The following is a 13,530-nucleotide window of genomic DNA, read 5'->3' as shown; positions in this document are numbered from 1 at the left end:
CAATTATCACGAATATATGCCAATAAAACAATTTGTTAACCATAACGCGACCTTGGGCTCGAAAGATAGTTGGCACCTTTGTCACCCGGCCCAGCGATGAGCGTCAACGGTGAGAACATGCCAGATGCTCGCGCAGCGTGCTTAAGGGTGCTCGGCTAATTCCTGAAATCAAGGGTCATCTCGATTCGGTTGGCGCTGTTCTGGCCCGAATACACCTGGAATGATCCTCCCAGGCTTTCGACGCGATCCCGCAGCCCGTTGAGACCCATGCCTTCGCGCCAGACCGGGGGCTCCCTGTCTTGAAGGTTGTTTCCGCTTTTAACTGAAACGTTGAGCTGCATGCCGTCAAAGGTACATATGACTGATTGTTCGTGACCGCGCGCATGGCGGAAGGCGTTCGTCAGGCCTTCCTGAACGAAGCGATAGACGCAGATTTTGATGGCAAGGGGGAGGGGCTCCGTGATTGGCAGGCAGTCTACGTCCACTTTGGTATTCGTTCGCTGCTCGTGACTTCGCGCAACGCGAAAAATCAAATCGGAAAGTGCGAGCTTCTCGATATCCGGCAACATCAGGCCTTTCGAGATCGAACGTATCTCATCCAGTGCTTCCGAAAGCGCGCTGCCGATTTTCTTGAGCTCAATTTTCCGCGCGGCTCCATTCGGGGCACGGTGTACCTCATCCAATTTTAGTGCCGCCAGCGTTATCAACTGCGCCGGACCATCATGCAGATCGGCGCCGATGTTGCGAAGCGCCCTTTCATTGAACTCTGCAACGCGGCTTGAGGCTTGCTGCGATCGTTCGCGCAGGCGACGATTGTGCTCCGAGATCTGTTCTATCTTTCTAAGGCGCTGGACGAGGCCGGCTTTCTGAACATCGATTAACCGGCTGCCGCGATAGACGATTCCAAACAGCCCGAGAACGATAAGGAGGGTCGCCGCCACAATGGCCAGCCAAGTGCGTCTTTGCACAAGGGTCAGCTTTTCCTCGAGTTGGCTGGGCACCTCGTGGATTTCGGCAACGGCAATGATATCGCCAGAAAGGAGTTCGCGAATAGGGACGTAAATTTCGAGATAGGATTTGTTGAATTCCCGCACCGTGTGTTCGGCGGCCGACAGGTCCGCATACTGCGCCGATACTTCTCCGGCAAGAGCGTCGACGAGGCCATGCGGTGCCGTAAATCTTCGCCCGATAATCTCCGCCGATCTGGAATAGACGATCAGGCCGTCATCCTTCCAGATCTCGAGGTGCGGAAACCTTTTGCTGAATTCATCGCCGCCCAGCAAAGCGTCCAGCCTTTGGATCTGTTCTGCCGACAGAGATTCAACCGTTGCGAGGTCGTGAACGAGAGGGGTGATCAAGCTTTGGAGAAACAGTGCGGTCGCACTGGCGGTGTCTTCGACAGTAACCTTCGATACGATATTCGAAACAACAGACCCTGCAAGAAACATGGCTCCGAGCATGAACACGCCGCCGGCAAGGGCAAATTGCGTTGACAGGCTTTTCTCGCCAAACCACGCCTTGATTTCTTGCCTCCATTTAGCTTGCAAGCATTCCTCCCGAAACCAGCCGATCAGACCCTAATATACGGCAGGAACGCGCGACCGCTAGGAGATTAGGACATGTGTTCCATAGGCCGTTGGTCCAATCGACCATCAGCCTTAGGTCTGATTTATTTTCCGACCTAGTGACAATGCGATTTACGACCTGGAACTGTGGAATTGGGCAGACCTTGTTCCGTTACATCCGGGACCCGTTCGAGAGATGCTTCCCCACAATGCCCGCTTCCTCTCTGAAGCAGAGGCGAGGACAACAGCATAGTTCCGTGGGAGACTGTCATGGTAACGTTGGTAAAGCACGATCTCGAGTTTATCCTCAAGCAGATCAAGATAGCGGAAGCGCACGCAGCGGGCGGTGACCTGGCCGAACTGGTGGCGGGCTATAATGGCAATGATGGCCTTACCCAGGCGCACCTGCTTCCCTATGGTCTTCGCACCGTCGATGGCAGCTATAACAATCTCATCCCTGGCCGGGAGAGTTGGGGCGCAGCCGACCAAAGCTTCCCCGGCATTTTTGACCCGAACTACATGAACGATGCTGACGGCGACAGTCTCGTCTTCGGGCCTGGCACGATCTATGACAACAACGATTATGGCGTTGGCGGCAGCGGCGGTGGTGACGGCCGGCCCGCAAGCGGGACCGGCCCTGGCCAGACCTATGCCCCAGGCAGCGGAACCGTAATCGATGCCGATCCCCGCCTTATATCCAACCTGATCGTCGATCAGACGCTCAACAATCCAGCCGCGATCAGTGCGGCGCTGATGCATGCAGGGGTGAGAGGCGCCGCACTGACTACGGCACTCACCGAAATCGTCAACGCCCATACCATTCTCAAAGCCATTCCGGCTCCGGGACCAGGCCAGACACCGTCGAATGCCTATACACTTGCCAAGGGCGTGCTCGATGGCTTGCTGCAGGAGCATGGCATCGAGATTGACGGCAACAGCGTGCTGCTCCCCAATGTGTCCCCCGACGATGGTCTTTCCTCGCCCTACAATGGTTGGATGACCATCTTCGGTCAGTTTTTTGACCATGGGCTCGATCTCGTCGCCAAGGGCGGCAACGGGACAGTCTATGTGCCGCTGCAGCCGGACGATCCGCTCTATGTTCCCGGCAGTCACACCAATTTCATGGCATTGACCCGTGTGACGGTTGATGCCGGCCGTGACGGCCTGATCGGTACTGCCGATGACGGACTTGGCCTCGATGGCATTGCCAATACGGCCGACGATGGTCCCGCGCATCCGGTCAACCTCACGACGCCGTGGGTCGATCAGAACCAGACTTATGGTTCGACTGCCTCCAAGCAGGTTTTCATGCGCGAGTATGTTGCCGGTCCAGATGGCAAGCCGATTGCCACGGGTTATTTGCTGGAAGGCACCGCAGGGGGCCTTGCGACCTGGGCGGACATCAAGGCGCAAGCCGCCAACGTTCTCGGCATTCGTCTTACCGATGCTGATGTCGGCAAAATTCCCCTGATAGCGGCGGACGAATACGGCAACTTCATACCTGGACCAAACGGCTATCCGCAACTCGTCGTCGGGCTTGGCCCAGATGGCCAATTGGGAACGGCGGACGATGTGCTGCGCGAGGGTAACCCGGCCGAACCCGTCAGCACCCAAGGCGCCATTCTGACGGGCCATGCGTTCCTCGACGACATCGCTCATGCGGCAGTTCCCATCCTTGACGCGTTGGGAGCCCTGCAGGCCGATACCGACTCAGGCATAGGGTATTTCAATGCCGATGGTACGGCCGGCGGCTTCAACACCCGCGGCGGCCAATTAGCTTACGACAACGAAATGCTTGACGCTCATTATGTGGCAGGCGACGGCAGAGCCAATGAAAACATTGCACTGACCGCTGTCCATCACGTTTTCCATTCGGAGCACAATCGCCTCATCGACCAAACCAAGGAGATCGCGCTTGCGTCTGGTGATCTCGATTTCCTCAACGACTGGCTACTCGTCGATGTTGCCGCCATGCCGGCAACGCCCGAGGAACTGGCTGCGCTAGTCTGGGACGGCGAGCGCCTGTTCCAGGCTGGACGCTTCACCAACGAAATGGAATACCAGCATCTGGTCTTCGAGGAATTCGGCCGCATGATGCAGCCGGATATCGATGCCTTCGTGTTCGAACCTTCAGCCGATATCAATCCGAGCATCGCGGCCGAATTTGCGCACGTTGTCTACCGGTTCGGCCATTCGATGCTGCGCGAGGATATAGCCCGCATTTCCCTCGATGAGAATGGCGATCCCGTCGTGGACGATCTCGCGCTCTTCGATGGCTTCCTCAATCCGGTTGCCTTTGCCAATGCAGGCGATGCCGACACGGCCGCCGGAGCGATTATCCGCGGCATGACCCGGCAGACGGGCAATGAGATCGATGAATTCGTGACCGACGTGCTGCGCAACCAATTGCTCGGCGTACCGCTCGATCTTGCCACGATCAACATCGCCCGCGGACGCGATGTGGGAACCCCGCCACTGAATGCAGCGCGCCAGAAATTTTATGATGGAACAGGCGATACGCTGCTCAAGCCCTATCAGAGTTGGGCGGACTTTGCGCTGAACCTCAAGAATCCCGCATCGATCATCAACTTCATTGCGGCCTATGGCACACATGACAGCATCACCCAGGCCTTGACGGTCGAGGCCAAGCGGTCAGCTGCAACGCTCCTCGTGCTTGGGGGCGTTGGCGCTCCAGCCGATCGTCTCGACTTCCTCAATGCTTCGGGAAGTTACGCGGGCGGCGTCCTCGGCGGCCTCAACAATGTCGACTTCTGGATAGGCGGTCTTGCCGAGAAGAAGATGTCGTTCGGCGGCATGCTCGGCTCGACCTTCAGTTTTGTATTCCAGATGACGATGGAGAACCTGCAGGACGCCGACCGGTTCTATTATCTGTCGCGTACCCAGGGTCTCAATCTTCTCAACGAGCTTGAGAACAACACGTTTGCAGAGATCGTCATGCGCAATACCGATCTCGGTGAGCCGGGATCGACGGCACTCCCTGGAAACGTGTTCTCGGCGTTCCAGATGCCGACGCTCGAAATGGACATCAGCAAGCAGCTAGGCGCTGACCCGGTCCAGGACGATCCCACCCTGCAGGCGTTCTCGCGGCTGGTGGAGCGTCGCGACGCCAATGGCAACCTGATCAACGACACGGTGACGGATGCAAGCTATATCCGCGTCAACAGCAACGAGCATTTTACCATCGGCGGCACCGAAAACGACGACACGATCATTTCAGGCGGCGGCGACGATGCCATATGGGGACGGGGCGGCAATGACCGGATCGAGGCGGGCTACGGTGTCGACAAGGTTTTTGGCGGTGATGGCGATGACATCATCACCAACGCCGGCACCGATATCGGCGAAGCCGATTTCCTACATGGCAATGCGGGCAATGACGTCATCCATGGCGGTTCCGGCCTGTCGCTGATCTTCGGCAACGAGGGCAACGACTTCATCATCACCGGTCCCGACGGCAAGGAGGCGTTCGGCGGTACTGGCAACGACTTCATCCTCGGCGGTACCGGCGGCGACTTCCTTCTGGGCAATGAGGGCGATGACTGGCTGGAAGGCGGCCAACGCTTCGATACGCTTGCGGGCGAAAACTCGGAACTGTTTTTCAACTCCTCCATCATTGGTCACGATGTCCTCAACGGCGGCAGCGGCGACACCGACTACGATGGTGAATCCGGCGATGACATCATGTTCCAGAGCGAGGGTATCCAGCGTAGCAACGGCATGGCCGGTTTTGACTGGGCCATTCACAAGGGCGATGTCAACGCGGCAAATTCCGATCTCGGCATACCGCTCTTTGCAACCCAGGAAGCCTTCATTCTCCGCGATCGCTTCGATCTGGTCGAGGGCTTGTCAGGCTGGATACATGACGACACCCTCACGGGTCGTCGCGAAGCTGTGAACACACGTGCCGAAGCCACTGGCACCGCGGCAATCCCCGGCCCGGACTCCGCGCTCGACTCCTATTCCAATGCACTTCTTGAAAAGAACGTGGATCTCATCACAGGCCTTAGGGCTCTCGTGGCCCACATTGCGCGTACATCGCAAACCGGCAACAACGGTGTGGTCGAACAGGTTGTCATGGATACGGCCGACGCCTCCGACATCCTTCTTGGCGGCGGGGGCGACGACATCATCAAAGGTCTCGCCGGCAACGATGTGATCGACGGCGACAAATGGCTCAATGTGCGCATTCTGGTGACGCCGCTGCCGGGTCAGGCCTGGACAGCGTTCAGCGTCGACAGCATGACGGAACTTGCCCCGCGCATGCTTTCGGGAGAAATCAAGCCGGGACAATTGTCGATCGTCCGCGAAATACTGGACGGCAATGTCGCCGGTGATATCGACACGGCAGTTTATACCGACGTTCGCGCCAACTATGCGTTCGGGCTGAACAGTGATGCGAGCCTCTATATCGACCATAGCGGTTTTGTCGAGCCGCAGCAGGACGATGATGCAGGGGAGAACGAGGCCAATCCAAACCCCGTATCGGATGGTCGCGATACCGTGCGCGGTATCGAGAAGCTGCGCTTCACCGACGGCGTACTCAACGTAATCGAAGGTACGGCGGCATCGGAAACGCTGAATGGTACCGGCGACGACGATCTCATTGTGGGCAAGGGCGGCAACGACATACTCAACGGTCTTGCCGGGAACGACATTCTGTTGGGAGGGACTGGTAACGATGCGCTGAACGGCGGCAGCGGCGACGACACCTATGCGTTCGGCCTTGGCGATGGCAGTGACACGATCACAGAAACCAGTGGTACCGACCGCATCTCTATCGCGGCTGGCGCGCTTACGGGCCTGGCCTTCAGCGAACTCACGTCACCCGCCAGCGCCAATGACAATCTCCTGATCCAGTTCAACGGCCAGCAAATTACGGTTGTCGATCATTTCGACCAATCGGGCGAGGCGGTGGAGTTCGTCAACTTCAATGGCGGTACCTATGAGGGTTATGCGCTCGATGGCGATTTCGCCATCAGCATCGACGACATCGGAACCCGCACCGCAGCAGCAGGGGTGAATACGGTGCTTGCCGGAACGTCCGGCGGCGATGACCTCGTGGGCAATGACGGCAACGACCTGCTGTTTGGCAATGCCGGCGATGACGATCTTGACGGCGGTGCCGGGGACGACCTTCTCGTCGGTGGGTCGGGCAATGACGAATTGATCGGCGGTCTTGGAGCCGACACGATGGTCGGGGGTACCAACAATGATGTTTACCAGGTCGATGACGCCGGAGACGTCGTCATCGAAGCGTTGAACGAAGGAACCGATACGGTTGAAACTACACTTGCCGCCTACATCCTCGGCGCAAATGTCGAGAATCTAACCTTCACCGGCGCTGGCGCCTTTGCCGGCACGGGCAATCAGCTCGCCAATCGTATCGAAGGCGGTGACGGAATCGATACCCTGATAGGCCTCGATGGCAACGACACCTATATCGTGACGGCCGGCGACGTGATCGTAGAAACTGCGACGGGCGGCACGGATACCGTGCAGACCGACCAGACCTACCAGCTCGGTGCATTTGTGGAAAACCTTACCCTTGGCGGCAATGGCGACATTAACGGCACCGGCAATTCGGAAGCCAATGTCATCAACGGCAATGGCGGCGACAATCAGCTCTTCGGCGCGGGCGGCAACGACACGATCAATGGCGGTGGCGGCAATGATTTCATCGATGGCGGCACGGGAAATGATACGATCAATGCCGGAACCGGCGATAACGTCATCATCGGCGGCGACGGCAACGATATCATAAACCTCACCACTTCGAACGGCACCGACGATATTATCCGCTATACGGCCAGCAACTTCGGCGCCGATATTATCAATGGCTTCGATGCCAATGCAGCGCAGGGTCAGGATCGTATCGATCTCAGCGCTTTCGGCCTGTCCGCATCCGACATCGGAACGACGAGCGCATCCCGCATTCAGATCGAGGATATCGAAGACGGTGCAGTCGACGATACGCTGATCACGATCCGTGATGCGGGGAGTAACGTCATCGGCTCGATCAGGCTGGAGGAGGTCGACAACAGCACCGTTACCGCCGCCGACTTCATCTTTACGACCCCGTCAACTCCGGTGACAGGCAATGATTTCGGCACAACAATCACGGGGACCAACGGTAACAATACGCTCGACGGCAATCTCGGCAATGACATCATCAACGCGCTCGGCGGCGACGACATCATTATCTGGAATGCCAATGCCTCGGGAGCCACCGATGGACGGGATATTGTCAATGGCGGCACCGAAGGGACAGCCGGCGATACATTCGTGATCAACGGCAATGCCTCGGCCGAGACATACCGGATCTATACGCTCGCTGCATGGGATGCGGTTCCCGGAAATAACCTTTCCAGCTTCAATGGGCGCACGCCAGAAATAGTCATAACGCGCAATGGAACCGGCTTTGCCAATGTCATTGCCGAGCTGACGGATATCGAGGAAATCCGCATCAACGGTGTTGATCCGGCAGCCTCAGGTACGGCCGGTGGAGACACCATCGAAATCATCGGGGATTTCTCCGCTACGAGCCTCCGTCCCAATACGATCACGATCGAGGGTACGATCGGGGACGACATGGTCGATATCACCTCGCTCGGGTCTGCACATCGCATTGTCTTCCGGTCGAATGGTGGCAATGACACGATCGTGGGTTCACTCCGTCCGCAGGATGTGATCGCACTCCCAGCTGGAACGACGATCGCAGATTATGAAGTTTCGATCAGCGAAACAGGGCAGACCACGCTTGTCGGCGATGATTACAGCATCACTTTCACAGCGCTTGAGGGCATGCCGCAGTTTGCCGATGAGGGCTATGATCCGGACGGCGATGACGACGACTATCCGCATCTTCCCGGCGATGACGATGACGACGACGATAGCGACGGTGACGATGATGATGACGATGTCGATGCCCCAGGCGAATCGACTGGCCAGCACACGGGTGTCGGTACTGCCGGCGACGATGTTCTCGTCGGAACTGCCAATGACGATACGATCCTCGGCCTTGCCGGCAATGACAGTGCTCTTGGCGGTTCCGGCCGGGACATTATACGCGGCGCGGATGGCGACGATTATCTTAGCGGCGAAGGTGGCCGGGACATGCTGTTCGGAGGCGCGGGGAGCGACGATCTCTTTGGCGGCGGCGACGACGATATGCTCTACGGAGACGCGGGGGCCGACCGGCTCTTCGGTGGCGATGGTCGCGACATCATTGATGGCGGGGCAGGCGACGATATCGCTCATGGCGGCGCGGGAAACGACCATTTCGTAGCGTCCGCCAATGACGGCAACGATGTCTACTACGGCAATGAATCGTCCGCCTGCTCCGTTGGCAGCGACACGTTGGATATGGCGGCAATTACCGCAAATATCGATGTCGATCTCGGCTCAGGTTTCATGGGCCGGGGTAGCGCAACGAGCAGCCTTACCGGCAGCGACACGCTCTGGGGCATCGAGAACGTCATCACCGGTAGCGGCAATGACACGATAGTTGCAAGCGCTGCCGTCAACATCATCGATGGGGGCGCGGGCAACGATACGTTCCGCTTCCTTTCCGCCGACGATGCCGACGGCGATACCATCCATGGCTTCCAGCCCGGCGACAAAATCGACCTCAGCGGCATTGATGCCAAGGGTTCCATTGCCGGTAATCAGGCCTTCACGTTGGTCACGGGATCGGGGTTCAACGCCGAGGGTGCGCTGAAGGTTACCCATGAAGTGCGCGGCGACGGCGACTACACCGTGGTTCACGGCAATCAGGATGGTGGAAGCGGCGCGGAGTTCAAGATCAGCATCAAGGGAACACACACGCTGACTGCATCGGACTTCGAACTGTAATTGCTTGATGGCGGGCCATGCCGGCCCGCCAGCCCTCCATAAGAAATCGCAAAGATCGGGGATCAGTAATGGCCAAGAGCAACAACCGGACCGCCAAAAACAGCGACGCAACCCAACAATTTGTCAAAGGCCTGCGCAGCGTATTTTTCTTCGTTTTCTCGCTGTCAGGCGTCATCAACATCCTTGCTCTGACCGGCTCGTTCTACATGCTGCAGATCTATGATCGGGCATTGACCAGCGGAAGCATACCGACACTCGTCGCCCTCTCGCTCCTGGCAATTGGACTCTATCTGTTCCAAGGCCTGTTCGATGCCATTCGCTCCCAGATCCTCGTCCGGGTGGGAGCGCGGCTTGACAAGAAGCTTGCTCCCCTTGCTCATCAGGTTGCAATCGACATGCCGCGCTTCGGCTTTTCGACCGCGGAAGCACTCGAGCGTGGCCGTGACGTAGACACGGTCCGCGGCTTTTTGGGAAGCCAGGGACCAATTGCGCTGTTCGATCTGCCGTGGATGCCGCTCTACCTCGTATTCGTCTACCTCCTGCATCCGATGCTTGGCGCCTTGACCCTGGGAGGGGCATTCATCCTTGTCTGCCTGACTGTCGCCACCGAACTCATGACGCGCCGGCTGGCAGGCGCCTCGCACCAGTCCGCGATTGCCCGCAATGCTATCGCCGACTCCAATGCCCGCAACGCCGATATCCTGTGTGCAATGGGTTTTGCCCACCGCGCCATCGATCGCTTCACCGAGGCCAATGCGCAACATTTGCAGCTTCAGACCCGCACAAATGACATCAGCGGCACCTTCTGCGCGATCTCCCGCGTGCTGCGGATGATCCTGCAATCGGCCATTCTCGGCCTCGGTGCCTATCTCACGATCCAGGGCGAACTCTCGTCCGGCGCCATTATCGCGGCGTCGGTAGCGTCGGCGCGGGCGATGGCCCCGGTTGACCTCGCCATATCCAACTGGAAAGGCGTCGTTGCTGCCCGTGGCGCATGGCAGCGCATCAGGGAAACGGTCATCGCGCTCAGCAATGCCGACCTCCCGATGGACCTTCCGACCCCGTGCATGAGCCTCAAGGTAGAAAAGATTACCGTTGCCGCTCCCGGGACGGGTCGCGTTCTCCTGAGCGACGTCAGCTTTGAGATCAAGGCCGGCGACGCACTCGGTATCATAGGCCCGAGCGGCGGCGGCAAGACCACGCTGATCCGGGCCCTGACCGGCATCTGGCCCGTGCTTCGCGGCAGTGTGCGGCTTGACGATGCTGAACTCACCCAATGGCGCAGCGATGTCATTGGCGACCACATCGGCTATCTGCCCCAGGATGTGGGATTGCTCGATGGTACGATCGAGGAAAATATCTGCCGGCTTGCGCCGCAGCCCGATCCGCGCGCTATCGTCGAAGCGGCGCGCAATGCCGGGATTCACGAGATGATCGTGCGTATGCCTGACGGCTACCACACGCAACTGGGTCCGCAGGGCACGGCTCTTTCGGCCGGACAGCGGCAGCGCATCGGCCTTGCCCGATCACTTTACGGCAATCCATTCGTTGTGCTGCTCGACGAACCCAATTCCAATCTCGATGCGGAAGGGGAAGCGGCGCTGACGCGCGCCATCCAGGACATCCGTGCCCGTGGCGGCATCGCAATCGTAATCGCTCATCGGCCGAGCGCTCTTGCTGCGGTCAATCTCGTTGCCGTCGTTCAGGCCGGCAAACTGACGGCATTTGGCGAGAGAAACGAAATACTTGGAGCCCCGGCTCAACCAGTCGAAAAGCGACCGGTCCGCGCCGAGCAAGCGGATAGGGTACCGGCATGATCATCGACGTCAAATCAACCAAGGTCGATGGTGTGGAGGCCGATCCGCAGGCCCGTTATCTCCTTTCAGAGAAAAAGCGATCCTCCTTGCCGCGTTATTTCATCATCGTGTTGACCGGCATAATGCTGTATCTGAAAAGCTTCTGGCCGGATGATCAGAAAACGGCGGCAAGCGAGGAAAGCGAACCTGAAGCCGACGTGCAGGATGCGACCCCGCCCGTTCTGAAGCTCGTCGGAAACTATGATACCTGGGCGGATGATGTGTCCGACGTGGCCGGTTTGGCAGTACGCGACCGCGACGCGCCAATCCTGACCCCGACGCGGAACTCCAGCTTCGACGTCGGTGTCGTGTCGAACTCCGTCGCGGCAACAATGGTCGCGTCGCCACAAAAGATGGATTTTTCGATCGAGGACTTCGTTCGGGGCTTTGGATCCGTTTCCCTGTCGCTGCGCGCAGCCAACGACAACCCGCCGGATTTTGCGGCCCGGTCGCCGGCGGCGGGTGCAGTTGGCGGGGCTGACGAGTGGGGTCAGAACAATGGCCCGGTTGCGTTTGAGCAGGACCAAGATCCTGACGAGGATGGCGAACCCACGCCGGAAAAGCCGCACCAGAACCGTGCGCCGCGAACCGCAGGTCCGGTCCAGCTTCACGACGTTGTCGGCTGCGGTTTGGCCTATATCACCCTGGCAGATCTGCTGCGCAACACGACCGATCCCGACGGTGATTCTCTCTCGATACGCAATGTCAGCACGTCATCCGGCACCATCACGCATTCGTCGGGCGGATGGATGTTCGAGGCGATGGAGCTTGGGCCCGTCACGATCAGCTACCAGATCACCGATGGCGCGCTTAACATCTGGCAGACCGCATATTTCGCCGTGGTGGCCGAACCTTTAGCCGGCACCGGCGGTGTTTTTGTCGGCACCGATTTGGCCGACGACATCAGCGGCACGAGCGGCGACGATATAATCGACGCGCGCGCGGGCAAGGACAGCATTTTTGCCAGCGATGGCGATGACAATGTCGTGGGCGGTTCCGGCGACGACACGATCTACGGAGGAGCCGGCAACGATATTCTCTTTGGTGGAAGCGGCAATGACTGGATCTCGGGCGGTGCGGGCAAAGATCGCGTGTTTGCCGGCTCCGGCAACGACATCGCGTTCGGCGACGATGGCGACGATTGGATTTCCGGCGGCGAAGGCAGTGATCTGATCTTCGGCGGCAGCGGCAATGACTGCTTGCTGGGCGATTTCGGCGACGACGTTCTGGACGGAGGCGGCGGCGACGACAGCGTTTTCGGGGATGATGGAAACGACCGTCTTCTCGGCGCAAGCGGCGCAGACAAACTCGATGGCGGCGGCGGGAATGATTTTCTCTCGGGCGGAGAAGGTTCGGACACGGTGGCTGGCGGCCAGGGTAATGATGTGGTTGCGGGCGACATGGATGCCGTTGCCGATAACTACTCCGGCGATGCCGGGTTCGATACGATCGACTATTCTTCCGCGCGGCGCGATATTGCCCTCGATGCCACGACCAGGTGCGCTACGGGCGTCGAGATCGGGGAGGATACGATCTCGGGTTTCGAGATATACAGAACCGGAGCTGGTGACGACACAGTCATAGGCAGCCTCCTCGACGACGCGATTTTCACGAACGAAGGCGACGACACCATAGTGGATGGCGGCGGTTGCGATACAATCGACGCGGGAAGCGGCAATGATACCATCCTTGCTGCAGCCGACGGCGCCAACGACAGGTTTATCGGTTCGGCGGGCGTCGATACTATCAGCTATGCCCAGTCGGGAGCCGGGGTCGTCATAGACATGGACAATGGCACCGCGACCGGCGTCATGGTCGGTTCCGACATTATTGACGGCTTTGAACGCGTCATTGGCGGCGAGGGCAACGATCACCTGGTCGCCGCGAGCGACACGGTTTCGCTTACCGGCGGAAATGGCGATGACATCTTCGAGTTCAAAGCAAAAGGTGACGGCGCAGCCATCATCCACGAGATACTGGACTTCATGGTCGGCGACCGTATTCGCATCTCGCAATACGACATCTTCAATGAAGTGATGGACGCAATAGAAGACCGCTTCGAAAACATTTACGGCGAAACAGAACGACCTGATCTTCCGATACGTATCAGCCATGCACAGACCGAGAATATGAACCGTACTTTGATCGAAGCGGATCTGGATGGCGACGGCTATCAGGATCTGACTATCAGCCTCGACGGCCATCACATGTTGATGTTCGTCGAGAACGTTTGAACG

4 protein-coding genes are annotated in these 13,530 nt (G+C 58.6%); 3 read left to right on the top strand and 1 reads right to left on the bottom strand.

The window, feature by feature from the left end; all coding sequences use genetic code 11:
* Window positions 1–155: 155 nt before the first annotated feature.
* Window positions 156–1,094: a sensor histidine kinase gene (locus tag BLR72_RS20260; RefSeq protein WP_175492421.1), complete on the bottom strand. Its 939-nt coding sequence runs from the start codon at window positions 1,092–1,094 to the stop codon at window positions 156–158.
* Between the two features lie 741 nt (window positions 1,095–1,835).
* Here BLR72_RS20260 and BLR72_RS20255 point away from each other — a divergent pair.
* The 3 genes from BLR72_RS20255 to BLR72_RS20245 all read left to right on the top strand — a co-directional run bounded on the left by BLR72_RS20255 (window position 1,836) and on the right by BLR72_RS20245 (window position 13,527).
* Window positions 1,836–9,437 carry a peroxidase family protein gene (locus tag BLR72_RS20255; protein WP_091951471.1) on the top strand — a complete coding sequence of 2,534 codons (7,602 nt, stop codon included), beginning with the start codon at window positions 1,836–1,838 and terminating at the stop codon, window positions 9,435–9,437.
* A 68-nt stretch (window positions 9,438–9,505) separates the two neighbouring features.
* Window positions 9,506–11,254 (top strand): type I secretion system permease/ATPase, encoded by a 1,749-nt coding sequence (locus tag BLR72_RS20250; protein ID WP_091951469.1) that lies wholly within the window; start codon window positions 9,506–9,508, stop codon window positions 11,252–11,254.
* The gene (locus tag BLR72_RS20245) at window positions 11,251–13,527 is read left to right on the top strand and encodes a calcium-binding protein (RefSeq protein WP_091951467.1); all 2,277 of its coding nucleotides are present in this window, start codon (window positions 11,251–11,253) and stop codon (window positions 13,525–13,527) included. The genes BLR72_RS20250 and BLR72_RS20245 overlap by 4 nt, the downstream gene beginning before the upstream one ends.
* The last annotated feature ends 3 nt before the right edge of the window (window positions 13,528–13,530 follow it).

This window comes from Phyllobacterium sp. YR620 (assembly GCF_900104165.1).
Classification (GTDB): Bacteria; Pseudomonadota; Alphaproteobacteria; order Rhizobiales; family Rhizobiaceae; genus Phyllobacterium; species Phyllobacterium pellucidum.
The sequence above is the reverse complement of the archived record's forward strand: the minus strand, read 5'-3'. Positions and strand labels throughout refer to the sequence as shown.